The sequence below is a fragment of the Streptomyces sp. NPDC051684 genome (assembly GCF_044453445.1).
Classification (GTDB): Bacteria; Actinomycetota; Actinomycetes; order Streptomycetales; family Streptomycetaceae; genus Streptomyces.
Map to the genome: position 1 here is coordinate 279,305 of NZ_JBITCS010000006.1, position 16,134 is coordinate 295,438.

A 16,134-nucleotide genomic window follows, 5' to 3' on the forward strand; every position below is an offset into this window, starting at 1 on the left:
GGAGTTGGGGGCAGATGTGCGCACTACTGCAAGACGCCATCTCGGGAAGCTGATGGCGGTGGGGGCGCTCGCGGTCGCGGGCGGCGCCGTCGTCGTGGGGGTGACCCTGCCGGACGCCGGCGGGGGCGACATGACCAGAGCGGGGACCGCGCGGCAGGACGCCGTGGCCCCGGAGGGCACCGTGGAGCCCGCACCCGCAGAGGAAGCCAAGGGGGTGGGGCGCGACCCGCTCACGGACGCCGAGATCGACCGCGCGGAGAAGCTGGCGACGGCGGGCAACGCCCTGCGGATGGACGCGCGGGACGTGGAGGGCGACCGCGGCCCCCAGCACCTGTCGACGAACCTGACCGAGGTCGACCCCGGCCTCGGCGGTGCCGCCGCCGACCAGCGGCGCGCCGACGTCGTGTACTACGACTACAAGAGCGACTCCGTCGTCACGAAGACGGTGAACCTCGACACGGGGAAGGTCGAGGACAGCAGGACCGACCAGGGCGTGCAGCCACCGCCCAGCCAGGGCGAACTGACCGAGGCAGCCCAGATGTTGATCGCCGACCCGCTCGGTGCCGATCTCAAGGGCGACTACAAGGACGCCACCGGCAAGCAGCTCACGAAGCCGGACCAACTGCAACTGAGCGGCATGGTGTTCCGCAAGAACACCGTCGCGAACGTTCCCGCGGGCCTCAAGGAGTGCGGTGAGCACCGCTGCCTGCGCGTCATCACCAAGGTCGTCAACGGGCCGTGGGTCGACACCCGCGACCTGATCGTCGACCTGAGCGCCCGTACCGTCTCCCGCCTCGGCTGAGGGCTTCGCCGACCTCTCCTCCATGAAGGAGCGCTTCCGTATGCACGTCAACAGAGTTCCGCGCGCCCGCAAGAGGCCCGCACTCGCGGTCACGGGCCTCGCGGTCACCGCGCTGCTCGCCGGCCTCTTCGCCACCGCACCCGCAGCCACCGCCGCCCCGCCGCGCGCGCCCGAGGCCGCCGCGCCCGCCTGCTCGGACGCGTACCGCATCGAGCAGACCCTCGACGGCGGCACCACCTGGCGCATGTGCTGGCACTACAACACGCTGGCCGGACTCGTCCTCGACGACGTCAGCTACCAGCCCAAGGGCGAGGCCGCGCCCATCAAGGTCCTGGCCAGCGCACGCCTCGCGCAGGTCCACGTCCCCTACGACGACGGGGAGGCCGAGTACGACGACGTCACCGGCACCGACTTCGGACAGGCCCTGCAGGACCTGAAGCCCGGCGAGTGCCCCGGCGGCACCATCAAGACCGTCAAGGTTCCCGGCATGGGCAACGTGAAGGGGCTGTGCACGACCACGCGTGCGCGCGGGCACGCGTACCGGCTGAGCGACGACTACTCGACCGGCGGCAGCGGCAAGGTCTACAGCGCCCAGGGCAAGGACCTGCTCGTCTACACGGTCAACAAGGCGTCCTGGTACGAGTACATCACCGAGTGGCGTTTCGGCTCCGACGGCACCATCACCTCCAACATGGGCGCCACCGGCAGCCTCTCCCCGTACGACTACGACGGCACCGACGGCAAGGGCTGGCCCATCGGCAAGGGCGCGAGTGCCTACGCCGAGAGCCACAGCCACAACATCTTCTGGCGGCTCAACTTCGGCCTGGACGGCTCGCCCAAGGCCAAGGTCGAGCAGTACGACTCCAAGGTGACTCCGCCGAACGGCGACGGATCGCCCACCACGAAGACGACCCGCACCCCCGTCACCAAGGAACTCGCGGGCGACACAAAGGACATGCGCTGGTGGCGCGTGGTCTCCACCGCGGGCAAGAACAAGGACAACCACCCCAGGTCGTACGAGTTCGTGCCCGGCCGCTCCAGCCGCTTCCCCGGACGCGCCTTCACCAAGCACGACGTCTACTTCACCGAGTACAAGAAGTGCGAGCAGTACGCGAGCGACAACCCGGCGGCGAACTGCGGCGGCACGAGCGTCAACAAGTGGGTGAACGGTCAGACGCTCAAGCACCCGATCACGTGGGTCAACATCGGGTTCCACCACATCGCCCGTGACGAGGACCAGCAACCGATGCCGGTGCACTGGCAGGGCTTCTCACTGGCTCCCAGGGACGTGACCGCCATGAATCCGCTCACTCCGCCCGACCTGGCGGGGCAGAACGGGGTTCCCCGAAACGGCAGTTGAGAAACCGGCGGCCGCATCCGGCTGCATCGCCACCCGCTCCCGGAGTACCCTTCCTTGATCGTTGCTGGGGGCCGTGCCCCACAGGTTCGGGCACGACAGACTCGGGGGAGCGGAAGGCGGTGCGGAGCGGGTGAGCTCGGGAGGGCTGGAGCTGCCCCCTGGTGACGACGGTCACGAGGGCCAGGACAGCCAGGAGGCAGCCTCCACGGAGATCCCGCCCCAAGCGGTGTCGCTGGCCAGACCCATGGACATCGCGTCCCAGATCGGGCCGGAGCTGGACTGGGGCGCCGACGCCTGGAGCGAGGTCCGTACGCGCGCGCAGCGTGCCGGCCGGGCCTACATCTGGCTGAACCTGGTGGAGCAGCGGCTGCGCGCCGTCGTCGCCGCCGTGCTCCGCCCCGTCTACGCGCCCGTGCACGGCGAGGACTGGGTGGTCGCGGCGGCGGGGCCCGCAGGACAGGAGTGGGTGCAGCGGGCCGTCGCCGTGCGCGAGGTCAGCCGCCGCAAGGGCTATCTCCTCGACCCGGCCGACGACAACGTGCTGTCGTTCCTGACCCTGCCGCAACTGCGCGAGCTGATGGTGCAGCACTGGCCGTGCTTCGAGCCGTACTTCGACGACCGCCGCGACGTCGAGCTCGCCCTGGACGAGCTGGAGGTCACGCGCAACGTGGTCTCCCGCAACCGCGCCCTGTCCGAGACGGTCCTCGCCCAGGCCGAGCGGGCCTCCGGCCGCCTCCTGGACATACTCGGCGCCGGCTCGGACGTGCCCTCGGCCCGCCGGCTGCCCGTCGACGCCGTCGAGGACCTGGTCGGCGACCGGTACGCGGACGTGGTGGGTGTGCACCCGGACCGGGTCAGGCTGCTGCGCCAGTTCCCGGCCGAGGACCTCTTCGGCGGGGCGCGGCGCCTGGACGCCGTCGGCATAGGTCTCAACCTGCTCGCGCAGAACTTCTCGGGCCGCCGTCTGGTGCGCCTCGCCGAGTCGGGCTGCCGGATACGGCTCCTCTTCCTCAACCCGGCCTCCAGCGCGATCAAACGGCGCGAAAGGGAACTGGGGCTCAAAAGGGGCGAGTTGAGCCGCTCCGTCGAGATGAACATCCTGCACATGCGCCGGGTCAGATCCCGGCTCAAGGACCCCGGCGCGTTCGAGATCCGGGTCTTCGACGAGACGCCCCGCTTCAACGCCTACCTCGTCGACGGCGACGGCTCGGACGGCATCGCGGTCGTCCAGACGTATCTGCGCAGGACGCGCGGGATGGAGGCGCCGGTTCTCGTGCTGCGCGGCGGGGGCCGCATCGTCAAGGCGAGCGCCTCGGCGGACATGGGCGAGAACGGGCTTTTCGTGACCTACCGCGACGAATTCGAGCAGACCTGGGCGGACGCGCGACCGGTGTCGTAGCGGCCCCGGGCGGGCCCAGACGGGCGCCGGGACGGATTGTCAGTGGGGCGTGCGAAGGTGGTGGTCACTGGGGGAACGCACCACGAGAAGGGGGCTGCCATGGGCTGGCACCGCGAGCTGATGATCGGCTTCGACCTGGAGACGACCGGCACCGATCCGTGCGAGGCACGCATCGTCACCGCCGCCGTCATAGAGGTGAAGGACGGCGCGGTCCTCGGGCACCGGCAATGGCTGGCCGACCCCGGAGTGCCGATCCCCGAAGAGGCCATCGCGGTGCACGGCGTCAGCAACGAACGGGCGGCCGCCGAGGGCGAGCCGGCCGACCGGGTCGCCGACGCCCTAGCCGAGATCCTGGTGGGCTACTGGCGCACGGGCGTGCCCGTGGTCGCCTACAACGCGACCTTCGACCTCACGCTGCTCTCCGCCGAGCTCGCCCGGCACGGGCTGCCGTCGCTGCGCGAGCGCCTCGCGGGCGTCGAGCCCGGACCGGTCGTCGACCCGTACACGATCGACCGCTACGTCGACCGGTACCGAAAGGGCAAGCGCAACCTCGAAGCGGTCTGCACCGAGTACGGCGTCCCGCTCGACGCCGCGCACGACGCCTCGGCGGACGCCCTGGCCGCGGCGCTGCTCGCCCGCGCGATAGGCGAGCGGCACGCGAAGGTCGCGCAGCTCGGGGCGGCCGAGCTGCATCGCAGACAGGTGGAGTGGTACGCCGAGTCGGCGGCCGACTTCCAGAACTTCCTGCGCCGGAAGGGCAATCCGGACGCGGTGGTGGACACGGTGTGGCCGATGCGCGACGTGGTTGCGGTCGATTCGGGGGCTTAGGGCTTGTCGTTTGGATCAGGCCGGGCTCGCGGGGCCTGGCACGCACGCTCGCGGCGTTGTCGTCGGTCGACGACGCTCCGCGTCGCCTCCCTCCTCCGCCTTGCGATCGCACGCACCAGGCCCCGCTCCCTGATCCGGCCTGATCCAAACGACAAGCCCTAGCCCCCGGACCCCCAGTCCTCAATCGCCGGACGGGCTTGATGTGCCACGCCGACCTCAGAACGGGTACCAGCGAACCTCCGGGTCCCCGTCCCGCAGCGAGGCCACCCGTCGCCGGAACTCCGCCAGCGCTTTCGGGTTGGTGGGCGCGTGCTGCGAAACCCACGCACAGGACGCCGTCTCCCGCGCACCCCGCAGCACCGCACACCCCTCCCACTCCCGGACGTCCCACCCGTACGCGGACACGAACCCGTCGTACGCCGCCGCGGGCAACCCGTACCGGTCCCGCGACAGGGCCATGACGACCAGATCGTGCTCCCGCAGATCGGAGGAGAACGTCTCGAGGTCGACGAGGACGGGGCCCTCAGGCCCGATGTGCACGTTGCGCGGCAGGGCGTCACCGTGGATCGGTCCGGCCGGCAGGTGCGGGGTCAGTGCCGCCGCGGCGGCCGCGAACCCGTCCCGCCGCTCGCGCAGATAGTCCGCGTCGGCCGGGTCGATCGCGTCGCCCGCGAGCCGCAGCCAGCGCTCGACCCCGCCGAGCAGTTCACGGCGCGGCAGTTCGAAACCGGTCGGCGTCGGCAACGCGTGCACGAGCCTGAGCAGCTCCGCCAGATCGCGCGGCTCGGCCGGGCGGACCGCCGCCGGGATCCGGTGCCACACGGTCACCGGATGCCCGTCCACGACGAGCGCCTCGTCCTTCGCGGCGCGCACCGCGGGGACGTCGTGCCCGGCGAGGTAGGAGGCGATGGCCAGCTCGCGGCGGGCGCGGTCGAGGAGTTCGGCGCCGCCGTGCTCGACGCTTCGGCCGATCTTGATGACGAGGTCACCGGCGGCGAACACCGCGTTCTCGCCGAGCGCGAGCAGCTCCGCCGTGCCCGCCGTCCCGGCGGTGCCGTCCACGACGTCCGCCCGCGCCAGCACGTCCCGTGCCCGTGCCTCGTCCATGCTGTGCCTCCCGCGTTCCCGCGTCTCACCTGGTAGGAGGCCCAGTCTCGCACCCGGTCCGCGGCGCGCCGCGAGCCGGTGAGCGGAAAACCGGTGGACGGGCCGACGGGGACCCGGCCAGCATGTGGGGCATGTGCAGCGCAGCCATGATGGCCGTCTCGGTGACCCGCCAGGTGCAGGGCTGCGCGCACGCCGTTCGGCTGCGCGTCGGCCCGGCGTTCTGACCGGTTCCGACTCCGCGACCTGCGCGCACGTGAGCGTGCGCGGCTGATCGCGGTCCGGTCAGCGCCTTCATCCGCCCTCTTTCCGTACGGATGACAAGGACCGCAGGCCATGGCCGCCCGCTCCACCGGCACGTCGCGTTCGCGTGCCCTCTCGCAGAACTTTCTCGCCGACCGCGCCGCCGCGCGCCGTTTCGCCCGGTTGGCGACCCCGGATTCCACCCCGCTGCTCCTCGAAGTGGGCGCGGGCAGCGGCGCGTTGACCGAGCCGCTCGCCCGTCGCGCCACCGACCTCGTGGCGTACGAGATCGACGGGCGGCTCGTCGCCCGGCTGCGCGAACGGTTCGCCGCGCAGGCCCACGTGCGCGTACGGCACGCGGACTTCCTCGCGGTGCGCGCGCCCCGGACCCCGTTCGCCGTCGCCGGGAACGTGCCGTTCTCGCGGACGGCCGAGGTCGTGGACTGGTGCCTGCGCGCCGACGCGCTGACCCGCGCCGTGCTGCTCACCCAGCTCGAGTACGCCCGCAAACGCACGGGCGACTACGGGAGTTGGACCCGCCGCACCGTCCTGACCTGGCCGCACTTCGAGTGGCGGCTGCTCGGCCGGGTGCCGCGCACCGCGTTCCGCCCGGCCCCGCGCGTCGACGCGGGCGTGCTCCGCATCGACCGCCGCGCGAAACCCCTGCTGACCCCGGCCGAGTACCCGGCGTACGAACGGCTCGTCGCGCTCGGCTTCACCGGCGTCGGCGGCAGCCTGCGCGTCTCGCTGGTCCGCGCCCACCCGTGCCGCCGGGTCGACGCGGCACTGCGCGCGGCGGGGATCCCGCCCGGCGCCCTCGTCGGGGAGGCGGCCCCTGAGCGCTGGCTGCGGCTGTGGGCGGCGCTGCACCGGTGAGCGACGGCCGGTGAGCGACGCCCTGTGAGGAACCCGCGATAATCAGTTGCACGAGACGTCTCGTCTCGCTTACGGTGAGGGCATGACGAACCCGAACCACGGCAAACGTGCCCACATCGCCATGTTCTCCATCGCCGCCCACGGGCACGTGAACCCGAGTCTTGAAGTGATCCGGGAGCTCGTCGCCCGTGGGCACCGCGTCACGTACGCGATCCCGCACCTGTTCGAGGAGAAGATCGCCGAGGCCGGCGCCGAGCCGGTCCTCTACCGCACGACGCTCCCCGGCCCGGACGACGATCCGGAGGCGTGGGGGTCCACGCTGCTCGACAACGTGGAGCCGTTCCTGGACGACGCGATCAGCGCACTGCCGCAGCTGATCGACGCGTATGAGGGGGAGGGCGGCGTCGGCGTCCCCGACCTGGTCATCCACGACATCACCTCCTACCCGGCGGGCGTCCTCGCGCACCGCTGGGGCGTGCCCGCCGTCACGCTCTCGCCGAACCTCGTCGCCTGGGAGGGATACGAGGAAGAGGTCGCGAAGCCGATGTGGGAGGAGCCCCGCAAGACACCGCGCGGCAAGGCCTACTACGAGAAGTTCGACGCGTGGCTCGAGGAGTCCGGCGTACCGAAGAACGCCGACGAATTCTGGGGCTCGTACGAACGCACCCTCGTCCTCATTCCGAAGGCGCTCCAGCCGAATGCCGACCGGGTCGACGAGAAGAAGAACACCTTCGTCGGCGCCTGCCAGGGCGACCGGTCCGCGCAGGGCGACTGGGAGCGCCCCGCCGACGCCGAGCGCGTCCTGCTCGTCTCGCTCGGCTCGTCGTTCACCAAGCAGCCCGACTTCTACCGGGAGTGCGTGAAGGCGTTCGGTGATCTGCCGGGCTGGCATGTCGTGCTCCAGGTCGGCAGGCATGTCACCGCCGAGGACCTCGGGCCGGTCCCCGGCAACGTAGAGGTGCGGCAGTGGGTGCCGCAGCTGGCGATCCTCAAGAAGGCCGACGCCTTCATCACGCACGCCGGGGCGGGCGGCGGCCAGGAGGGGCTGGCCACCGCGACGCCGATGGTCGCCGTGCCGCAGGCCGTCGACCAGTTCGGCAACGCCGACATGCTCCAGGGGCTCGGTGTCGCCCGGCACGTACCGATGGAGGAGGCGACCGCGCAGACGCTCCGGGAGGCGGTCCTCGGGCTGGTCGACGACCCGGAGGTGGCGCGTCGTCTCGCCGAGGTTCAGCGGGACATGGCCGGCGAGGGCGGCACGCGACAGGCGGCCGATCTCATCGAGGCCGAACTGCGTCCCTGAGGTCCAAAGGGGCGGTGACGCGATTTTTCACGGAACGGTTCCGCCGTTCCGTGAAAAGCGTGTGCCCAAGAGATAACGAAATCGACTCGCCTGTGGAGTGCGACCAATACCCCCCGGTAAAGGTTGCGTTCGTACGTTCTTGAACTTATTCAGAACGGATTCTTACGGTGAGGTGAACCTACTTTTGAACAAGGAAAGCTGGCGCGCCTCATGCCCCGAGACATACCGTCGTTGCCCGAAGTGCGGCGCATCACCCAGAAGAAGCGCGACGCGTGGTGGACCGTGCTGCTCGTCGACCCGATCGCCACACCTCTCGTACGGGTCACGGCGCGCTGGACGCGCATCACGCCGAACCAGATCACCTGGGGCGCGCTGATCCTGGGGCTCGGCGCGGCCGGCTGTTTCGCGATGGGGGACTGGCGCTGGCTGATCGCCGGGGCGCTCATTTACCACCTGAGCTTCGTGCTCGACTGCATGGACGGCAAGGTCGCCCGGCTGACCGGCCAGGGCTCCGTGTTCGGCGCCTGGCTCGACTACATCTTCGACCGCGTCCGCGTCATGGCCTGTGCCGTGGCGCTGATGGGCGGCCAGTTCCACCGCACCGGCGACCTGATCTACGTCTGGCTCGCCGTGGCCGTCGTCTTCCTCGACGGCCTGCGTTACATCAACTCGCTGGAGATCTTCAAGACCCGGCACACGATGCGCAAGCAGATCAAGACCCGTATGCGGGCGGCCCGCCGCGCGCAGAACGCGGAGCGCATCGCGTTCATGGAGGACCTGCTGCGGGCCAACCCGTCCGCGGACATCGAGCAGGACCTGAACGGGGCGGCCACCGCGGAGGCCACCGCCGAAGCCGTCGCCGACGACGACGAGGCGGCCGCGGACCTGGAGACCGTGCAGGAGCCGGCGCCGCGTCCCAAGGTCGTCGACCTGCACCAGGAGTTCCGCAGCCGCTTCCCGGCCTATCTGCGTTTCCGGTCCTTCCTGCTGCGCCACCGCATCCGTACGCACCTGGTGAGCGGCATCGAGTTCCAGATGGCCGTCTTCATCGTCGGGCCGCTGATCGACCAGGTGGTCGGGGCGACCGTCGCGGCCGGTGTGCTGCTGCTCGTCTTCGAACTCGCCATCGTCTACAAGCTGCTGCTGTCCACGCGCGACTTCGGCCGCACCCTTGAGGCCTTCGAGAAGGACGCCGCCGAGCGGGACGCCGCGGAGCACGGCCCCCTCGGCGAGGAGAACGAGAAGGGCCTGTCCACCGCCGCGTGACGCGGGCGGTGAACAGGCCGTGGGGCGCTCGTGAGGTGCCGCGTCAGACGCGCACCTCCGCGCCGCCCTCGCGCGGCACCGGGGCGGGCTCGATGCCCGCCTCGTCGTGCGTCAGGTCCGGCATCCGGCGCAGCCACTTCGGCAGATACCAGTTGCGCTCCCCGAGCAGGGCCATCACGGCCGGGAGCAGCACGCCGCGGATGAGGGTCGCGTCGATCAGGATCGCCGCCGCGAGGCCCACGCCCATCTGCTTCATCGACTGCATGGACAGCGTCCCGAAGATGCTGAAGACGGCGACCATGATGACGGCGGCGCTGGTGACCACGCCCGCGGTCGTGACCACGCCGTGCCGGATGGCGTCCAGGTTCGTACGCCCCTGAAGACGCGCCTCCTTGATCCGGGACACCACGAACACGTGGTAGTCCATCGAGAGGCCGAACAGGATCACGAACAGGAACAGCGGCAGCCACGTGATGATGGCGCCCACACCCTCCGCGCCGACCAGCGAGGCACCCCAGCCGTGCTGGAAGACGGCCACGAGGATCCCGTAGGCGGCGCCCACCGACAGCAGGTTGAGCGCGATCGACGTGATCGCGACGGTCAGCGAGCGGAACGAGAGCAGCATCAGCAGGAACGCGAACGCGACGACGAACGCGAAGACCGGGACGACGGATCCGACGATCTGGTCGTTGAAGTCCTTCGACCCCGCGACCTGCCCGGTGACCGGCGCCTCGACGCCGTCGACCGTGCCCAGCGTGCCGGGCCGCACCTCGTCGCGCAGCATCGCGAGGCTCTTCTCCGCCTTGTCCTGATCGGACCCGCCGACCAGCGGTACGTCGACGATGGCCACGTTCTCGTCCCGGTGCACCGTGACCTCGACCGGGCCGCGCGAGGCACCCGAACTCACGGCCTGCGCACGGAAGTCGGCGAGCGCGGCGCGTACATCGGCGGCGTCGATGTCGTCGGCCTTCACGACCACCTCGGCCGGGTCCGAGCCGCCGGGGAACGCCGCGTTGACCCGGTCGTACGTCGCCACGATCGGCAGCGAGTCGCCGAACTCCTGGTCCAGGGTGAGGTTCTGGGTCTTCATACCGAGCGCGGGCGCGGCGATCGCGAGCAGCGCGCCGACCGCGACGACGACGGAGACGGCGGGCCGTGCGAGCACGACGGTCAGCACGCGGCTCCAGAACCGGCTGCCGCTGTCACCCTTGCCGTTCCCGTTCCCGTTCCCGTTCCCGTTCCCGCCCCGCCGCTTCGTCGGGTGCAGGAACGGGATCCGTCCCTTCTCCACCCGCTCCCCGAGCAGCGAGAGCAGCGCCGGGAGCACGGTCACGGAACCCACCATCGCGACCGCCACCACCATCAGCGAGGCGAGCCCCATCGCCTGGAACTCGGCGAGCCCGGTGAACAGCATGCCCGCCATCGCGACGCACACCGTGACGCCGGAGACGATGATCGCCCGGCCGCTGGTGGCCGCCGCGACGCGCAGCGCCGTCTGCGGGTCGCGTCCCTTCATCCGTTCCTCGCGCTCGCGCCGCAGATAGAACAGGCAGTAGTCGACGCCGACCGCGAGGCCCACGAGCAGCATCACCGAGTTGGCGGTCTCGCTCATCGGCTGCAGATGGCTGACGAGCCCCATCAGGCCCATCGTCGCCATGATCGCCGTGACGGCGAGGGCCACCGGCAGCAGCGCCGCGACGAGCGCGCCGAACGCGATCAGCAGGATGCCGAGTGCCACCGGCACCGCCGAGTACTCGGCCTTCTGGAAGTCGTCGCCGAACGCGTCGTCGAAGGTCTTGTTCATGCTCGCGGCGCCGATCTCCTCGATCCGCAGCGCGTCATGGTCGCCCGCGACGCCGGCGACGGCCTTCTGGACCGGTTCGACCCGGTCGGCCGCGGTGTCGGGGTCGCCCCGCATGTCGAACTGGACGAGCGCGGTGCGGCCGTCCTTCGAGATCGTCCGGGTGTCGGCCGCGTACGGCGAGCGCACCGCGGTCACCTCGCCCGTGCCCTCGACGGCCTTCACCACGTCGGCGACCGCGGCCCTGAACTGCGGCGCGGTGGCCCGCAACGCGCCGTTCCTGCTCTGTACGAGCACGGTCTCGCCCGCCGGCTCGTCCACGCCCGCGTCGTCGATGATGCGGGCGGCCTGGCTCGTCTCGCCCTTGAGCTGGTCGTCCTCCGACACGTCCACGCGCCCCGCGACGGACCCCAGGCCCATCGCCACCACGACGAACAGCACCCAGATCCCCACCGCCGCCCACCTGTGCCGGGCGCTCCAGCCGCCGGCCCGCGCGGCGACTCCGCGCACCCGGTGCTCCCGCCGTTCCCCGTTCCTGGCCATCAGGTCACCTCCGGAATCGAAGGTATGGGCGGGATAAGGCCGGTTCGTCGTGCTGTTCGGTGAAGTGCGGGCGTCGGGGGTCCGCGCGGAGGATGACCGAAGTCCCCTACATCTATCGGGGGTTGAGCCCTCGGGGGATGAACCGGATCCGAACCTCCGCAAGAGTCCGATTTGTTATTACGAAACCTTGTTGAGGACGTCACAGCTGTATGTAGGTCTTGATCTGACCGCGTCAATCGGTCAGGGTTTCGTCTCAACCCCCGGACATCTTCCGGAGTTTGACAACCTTCGCGACGGTTCGTCCTGGGGCGCTGGCATTTCCCCCCACACCACTGAGGAGATCCCTCTTCATGGCAACAAACCAGCATGCGCGCACGATGAAGCTCACCGCGGCCATAGCCACGGCGGCTACAGCAGTGGGCGTCACCATGTTCGGCGGCTTCTCCGCCACCGCGGCCCCCGCCGAGGGCAAGGTCTACGGGCAGGACGCCAAGGGCGCCGTGTCCGGCAGCTACATCGTGCTGCTCGACCAGAAGGCGGGCGTCTCCGCCAAGAAGGACCTGGCCAAGCAGTACGGCGGCAGCATCGAGCGGAACTACGGCTCGGCGGTCAACGGCTTCTCGGCGAGCGGTCTGTCGGACACCGAGGCCAAGCGCCTCGCGGCCGACGGCGCTGTCTCGAAGGTCGTCCAGAACAAGAAGTTCCACATCGACGCCACCCAGGACAACCCGCCGTCGTGGGGCCTGGACCGCATCGACCAGAAGGACACCGCGGGCGACAAGAAGTACACGTACCCGGACAGCGCGGGCGAGGGAGCGACCGCGTACGTCATCGACACCGGCGTCCGGATCAGCCACAAGGACTTCGGCGGCAGAGCCTCCCACGGCTTCGACGCCGTCGACAACGACGACAGCGCCGACGACGGCAACGGGCACGGCACGCACGTCGCCGGCACCATCGCCGGTGAGGCGCACGGCGTCGCCAAGAAGGCGAAGATCGTCGCGGTCCGCGTCCTCGACGACCAGGGTTCGGGCACCACCGAGCAGGTCGTCGCGGGCATCGACTGGGTGACCAAGAACCACCAGGGTCCCTCCGTCGCCAACATGTCGCTCGGCGGCGGCGTGGACGAAGCGCTCGACGCGGCGGTCAAGAAGTCCATCGACTCCGGTGTCACCTACGCGGTGGCGGCGGGCAACGAGTCGGCGGACGCCTCCCAGTCCAGCCCCGCCCGGGTCCCGGAGGCCATCACGGTCGCCTCCTCGACCGAGGACGACGAGCAGTCGGACTTCTCCAACTTCGGCTCCGTCGTCGACATCTACGCGCCTGGATCGGACATCACGTCCGACTGGAACACCGGGGACGACGCCACCAACACCATCTCCGGTACGTCGATGGCGACACCGCACGTCGTCGGCGCGGCGGCCGTCTACCTGGCCGGACACAAGGACGCGGCCCCGGCCGACGTCGCCAAGGCGCTCACCGACGGGGCCACCCCCGACGCCATCAAGAACGCGTCGGACGGCACCGCGAACAAGCTCCTGAAGGTCGTCGAGTAAACGTTTCGGCTCGATGACCGGCGGCCGCCGTGCCCACCCCCACGGGGAACGGCGGCCGCCTTATCGTGTGCGCATGACTCAGGCGAACGAGGGCTACGCGGCGCTGCTGCGCGGCATCAACGTGGGTGGCAGCAAGAAGGTGCCGATGGCCGCGCTGCGGCCGGTGATCGAGGGCCTCGGCCTCACCGACGTACGCACCTACCTCCAGAGCGGCAACGTCGCCTTCACCGCGCCGGACGGCGGCGACGAGAACACGCTCGCAGCCGCGATCACCAAGGCGATCGCCGAAGAGTTCGGCTTCACCGTCGACGTCCTCGTGCGCGGCCACGCCTACCTCAAGGCGGTCGCGGCGGACTGCCCGTTCCCGGTCGCCGAACTGGAGGCCAAGCAGCTGCACGTCACGTACTTCTCGGAGCCCGTGACCGCCGAGCGGTTCGCCGCCGTGGACCCGGCCGCGTTCGCCCCCGAGGACTTCCGCCTCGGCGACCGCGCCCTCTATCTCTACGCCCCGCAGGGCCTGGGCGTCTCGAAGCTCGGGGCCCAGCTGTCCCGCCCCGGGCTCAACAAGGGCCTGATCGCGACGAGCCGCAACTGGAACACCGTGACGAAACTGGTGGAGCTCACGGCCCCACGGTGAGCGCGTCCGTGAAAAGGTCGGCGCATGCGCTACATCATCATCGGAGCAGGAGCGGTCGGCGGCGTCATCGGCGGGCGGCTCGCGCAGTCCGGGCACGGTGACGTCGTGCTCGTCGCGCGCGGCGGCCAGTACGCCGCGCTGCGCGACAAGGGGCTGCGCGTCGAGACGCCGGACGGCCCGCACACCCATCAACTCCCGGTAGTGGAAGGCCCGGAGGCGCTCGGCACGCTGCGCGCCGACGACGTGCTGATCCTCGCCGTGAAGACCCAGGACAGCGCGGCGGCGCTCGCCGCGTGGGGACCGCGCCCCGTCGAGGGCGGCGGCACGGCGGCGCTCCGGCTGCCGCTGGTCTGCGCACAGAACGGCGTGGAGAGCGAGCGGCTCGCCCTGCGCACCTTCCAGCGCGTGTACGGGATGTGCGTGTGGCTGCCCGCCACGTTCGTCGAGCCCGGCGTCGTCCGCGCCCAGGGCGCCCCGCTCTCCGGCATGCTGCACCTCGGCCGCTACCCGTCGGGCAGCGACGAGACCGCGCGGGCGATCTCCGCCGACCTGGAGAAGGGGCTCCTCGAAGCGCCCGTCGTCGACGACGTCATGCGCTGGAAGTACGCCAAGCTCCTCTCGAACCTGGCCAATTCGATCGAGGCCGTCTCCGGCGTGCTCACCAGCGAGGAGGGTATCGCCCTGTTCCGCAGGGCCCGCGCCGAGGGCGAGGCGGTGCTCGACGCCGCCGGTGTCACGTACGCGAGCCAGGACGAGGAGAAGGCCACCCGCGCCGACAAGATCACCTTCGAGCCCTTCGACAGTTCCCCGCGCGGCGGCGGCTCCTCCTGGCAGTCCCTCCAGCGCGGCGCGGGCTCCATCGAGGCCGACTACCTCAACGGCGAGATCGCCCTCCTCGGCCGGCTGCACGGCGTGCCGACGCCCGTCAACGACGTCCTCCAGGAACTCGCGGACGAGGCCGCGCGCGAGGGCCGCTCGGCGGGGGAGACGAGCGTCGCGGACCTGGTGGCGGCGGTGGACGCGCGCAGCACCGCGTAATCCCGCGCAGTCCCCGCCCGCCTGTCGCGTTTGTTCAAGAGGCGCGGGTACCGGCCGCCGTAGCGTCGTCGGCATGAACGAACTCCGCATGGACACCGTGTACCCGTACCTCACCGAAAGCGCCGCCGAGGCCGTCCGCGTCGCGGCCGGCGTCAAGCCCGACCGGCTCGACGCGGCCTCGGGCTGCGGCGACTGGGACGTGCGGGTCCTGGTGAACCACTGGACCGTGTACACCTCGCACGGCATGGAACACCGGGCGCTGCGCACCCAGCTGCCCGAGGAGCGAGTCGCGCGCGACCTCACGGCCGAGGAGGACTGGGCGACGACGTACGCCGCCGACCTCGACCGGGCAGTCGCCGCGTGGGCCGACCCGGCCGTCTGGGAGGGCGAGGTCGACCTCGGCTTCGCCCAGCAGCCCGCACCCGAGGTCGCCGCCCTGCTGTGGGCCGAACTCGTCCTGCACGGCTGGGACGTGGCGCACGCCACCGGCCAGGACTTCGCCGTGTCGGACGGCGCGGCCGCGCTGCTCCTGCGCGTCGTCGAGGAGAATGCCGAGGTCTACCGGCAGTACGGGGGATTCGCCGATCCCGTTCGACTCGACGACACCGCGACGGTGTTCGAGCGGGCCCTCGCGCTCAGCGGGCGGGATCCCCGGGCGCCGCGAATGGCCCAGTGAAACGAGGTGGAAATGGCCCGTGGGCCGGGGCCATCCGGCGGATAGCTTCTTGGGCATGACCTCTCGTGTCGACTTCTACTTCGACCCGGCCTGCCCCTTCGCCTGGATCACCTCCCGCTGGATCCTGGAGGTCGAACGGGAGCGCCCGCTCGACCTCCACTTCCACGCCATGAGCCTGTAACTGCACAACATCGGTAACGAACTCCCGGACTGGTACCGGGATTTGGTGAACAGGTCGATCGGGCCCGTGCGCGTTGCGGTGGCCGCCGCGCAGCAGCACGGGGGCGGCGTTCTGCGCGACCTCTACACGGCACTGGGTGTCCGCATCCACGAGCGCAAACAGGACGACTTCGACGCCGTGATCGCCGAGTCGCTCGCCGAACTGGGGCTGCCCGCCGCCCTCGCCGACGCAGCGCACGACCCGGCGTACGACGAGGCCGTGCGCCGCAGCCACGACGCGGGCAAGGATCCCGAATCGGGCGGCTACGTCGGCACACCCACGATCCATGTTGACGGCACGGTGTGGTTCGGGCCTGTCCTGCGAGCGATCCCGCGCGGAGAGCGGGCCGCCCAACTCTTCGACAGTTACCTGGTGTTGGCGTCGCACTCCGACTTCTTCGAGCTCAAGCGCACCCGCACCGGGGACCTCGACTTCAGCTGAGGCCGAGGCCGAGGCCGAAGCGCGGAGCCCGAGCCGGCCGA

At 70.8% G+C, this 16,134-nt stretch carries 13 protein-coding genes and 1 pseudogene; 12 read left to right on the top strand and 2 right to left on the bottom strand.

The window, feature by feature from the left end; all coding sequences use genetic code 11:
• The first annotated feature begins 16 nt into the window (after positions 1 to 16).
• The 4 genes from ACIA8D_RS10305 to ACIA8D_RS10320 all read left to right on the top strand — a co-directional run bounded on the left by ACIA8D_RS10305 (position 17) and on the right by ACIA8D_RS10320 (position 4,389).
• Complete coding sequence (locus ACIA8D_RS10305) at positions 17 to 802, top strand: Tat pathway signal sequence domain protein (RefSeq protein ID WP_399230580.1); 786 nt, start codon at positions 17 to 19, stop codon at positions 800 to 802.
• A 40-nt stretch (positions 803 to 842) separates the two neighbouring features.
• Entirely contained in the window at positions 843 to 2,162 is a 1,320-nt protein-coding gene (locus ACIA8D_RS10310; protein WP_399230581.1) for a copper amine oxidase, read from the top strand.
• A gap of 130 nt (positions 2,163 to 2,292) precedes the next feature.
• Positions 2,293 to 3,561 carry an SAV2148 family HEPN domain-containing protein gene (locus tag ACIA8D_RS10315; protein ID WP_399230583.1) on the top strand — a complete coding sequence of 423 codons (1,269 nt, stop codon included), beginning with the start codon at positions 2,293 to 2,295 and terminating at the stop codon, positions 3,559 to 3,561.
• Positions 3,562 to 3,660: 99 nt separating this feature from the next.
• On the top strand, positions 3,661 to 4,389 hold the full coding sequence (locus ACIA8D_RS10320) for a 3'-5' exonuclease (protein WP_399230584.1): 729 nt from the start codon (positions 3,661 to 3,663) through the stop codon (positions 4,387 to 4,389).
• Between the two features lie 216 nt (positions 4,390 to 4,605).
• Here ACIA8D_RS10320 and ACIA8D_RS10325 read toward each other — a convergent pair whose 3' ends face one another.
• Positions 4,606 to 5,496, bottom strand: a complete 891-nt coding sequence (locus tag ACIA8D_RS10325; protein WP_399230586.1) for a phosphotransferase enzyme family protein — start codon at positions 5,494 to 5,496, stop codon at positions 4,606 to 4,608.
• 333 nt (positions 5,497 to 5,829) lie between these two features.
• Between ACIA8D_RS10325 and erm the strand changes: the two genes are divergently transcribed.
• From erm to ACIA8D_RS10340, 3 genes are all read left to right on the top strand, one after another.
• Positions 5,830 to 6,612, top strand: coding sequence for an ErmE/ErmH/ErmO/ErmR family 23S rRNA (adenine(2058)-N(6))-methyltransferase (gene erm / locus ACIA8D_RS10330; protein WP_399230589.1), 783 nt, complete (start codon positions 5,830 to 5,832; stop codon positions 6,610 to 6,612).
• Between the two features lie 82 nt (positions 6,613 to 6,694).
• Positions 6,695 to 7,915 (top strand): macrolide-inactivating glycosyltransferase, encoded by a 1,221-nt coding sequence (mgt, locus tag ACIA8D_RS10335; protein WP_399230592.1) that lies wholly within the window; start codon positions 6,695 to 6,697, stop codon positions 7,913 to 7,915.
• A 210-nt stretch (positions 7,916 to 8,125) separates the two neighbouring features.
• Positions 8,126 to 9,181 (top strand): CDP-alcohol phosphatidyltransferase family protein, encoded by a 1,056-nt coding sequence (locus ACIA8D_RS10340; protein WP_399230594.1) that lies wholly within the window; start codon positions 8,126 to 8,128, stop codon positions 9,179 to 9,181.
• Positions 9,182 to 9,224: 43 nt separating this feature from the next.
• On the opposite strand, the gene ACIA8D_RS10345 is transcribed toward ACIA8D_RS10340, so the two are convergent.
• Positions 9,225 to 11,525, bottom strand: coding sequence for an MMPL family transporter (locus tag ACIA8D_RS10345; protein ID WP_399230596.1), 2,301 nt, complete (start codon positions 11,523 to 11,525; stop codon positions 9,225 to 9,227).
• A 350-nt stretch (positions 11,526 to 11,875) separates the two neighbouring features.
• Between ACIA8D_RS10345 and ACIA8D_RS10350 the strand changes: the two genes are divergently transcribed.
• From ACIA8D_RS10350 to ACIA8D_RS10370, 5 genes and pseudogenes are all read left to right on the top strand, one after another.
• Positions 11,876 to 13,081, top strand: coding sequence for a S8 family serine peptidase (locus tag ACIA8D_RS10350; protein ID WP_399230598.1), 1,206 nt, complete (start codon positions 11,876 to 11,878; stop codon positions 13,079 to 13,081).
• A 73-nt stretch (positions 13,082 to 13,154) separates the two neighbouring features.
• Positions 13,155 to 13,718, top strand: a complete 564-nt coding sequence (locus tag ACIA8D_RS10355; RefSeq protein WP_399230599.1) for a DUF1697 domain-containing protein — start codon at positions 13,155 to 13,157, stop codon at positions 13,716 to 13,718.
• Between the two features lie 24 nt (positions 13,719 to 13,742).
• Positions 13,743 to 14,756 carry a ketopantoate reductase family protein gene (locus ACIA8D_RS10360; RefSeq protein ID WP_399230601.1) on the top strand — a complete coding sequence of 338 codons (1,014 nt, stop codon included), beginning with the start codon at positions 13,743 to 13,745 and terminating at the stop codon, positions 14,754 to 14,756.
• A 73-nt stretch (positions 14,757 to 14,829) separates the two neighbouring features.
• Complete coding sequence (locus tag ACIA8D_RS10365; RefSeq protein WP_399230602.1) at positions 14,830 to 15,432, top strand: TIGR03086 family metal-binding protein; 603 nt, start codon at positions 14,830 to 14,832, stop codon at positions 15,430 to 15,432.
• Positions 15,433 to 15,487: 55 nt separating this feature from the next.
• Positions 15,488 to 16,093 (top strand): annotated as a pseudogene (locus tag ACIA8D_RS10370) (DsbA family protein).
• Positions 16,094 to 16,134 lie beyond the last annotated feature (41 nt).

Coding starts and splice junctions, on each gene's coding strand:
- erm (WP_399230589.1), top strand. CDS start 5,830: ATGGCCGCCCGCTCCACCGGCACGTCGCGTTCGCGTGCCCTCTCGCAG.
- ACIA8D_RS10365 (WP_399230602.1), top strand. CDS start 14,830: ATGAACGAACTCCGCATGGACACCGTGTACCCGTACCTCACCGAAAGC.
- ACIA8D_RS10325 (WP_399230586.1), bottom strand. CDS start 5,496: ATGGACGAGGCACGGGCACGGGACGTGCTGGCGCGGGCGGACGTCGTG.
- ACIA8D_RS10320 (WP_399230584.1), top strand. CDS start 3,661: ATGGGCTGGCACCGCGAGCTGATGATCGGCTTCGACCTGGAGACGACC.
- ACIA8D_RS10310 (WP_399230581.1), top strand. CDS start 843: ATGCACGTCAACAGAGTTCCGCGCGCCCGCAAGAGGCCCGCACTCGCG.
- ACIA8D_RS10350 (WP_399230598.1), top strand. CDS start 11,876: ATGGCAACAAACCAGCATGCGCGCACGATGAAGCTCACCGCGGCCATA.
- ACIA8D_RS10355 (WP_399230599.1), top strand. CDS start 13,155: ATGACTCAGGCGAACGAGGGCTACGCGGCGCTGCTGCGCGGCATCAAC.
- ACIA8D_RS10345 (WP_399230596.1), bottom strand. CDS start 11,525: ATGGCCAGGAACGGGGAACGGCGGGAGCACCGGGTGCGCGGAGTCGCC.
- ACIA8D_RS10360 (WP_399230601.1), top strand. CDS start 13,743: ATGCGCTACATCATCATCGGAGCAGGAGCGGTCGGCGGCGTCATCGGC.
- ACIA8D_RS10340 (WP_399230594.1), top strand. CDS start 8,126: ATGCCCCGAGACATACCGTCGTTGCCCGAAGTGCGGCGCATCACCCAG.
- mgt (WP_399230592.1), top strand. CDS start 6,695: ATGACGAACCCGAACCACGGCAAACGTGCCCACATCGCCATGTTCTCC.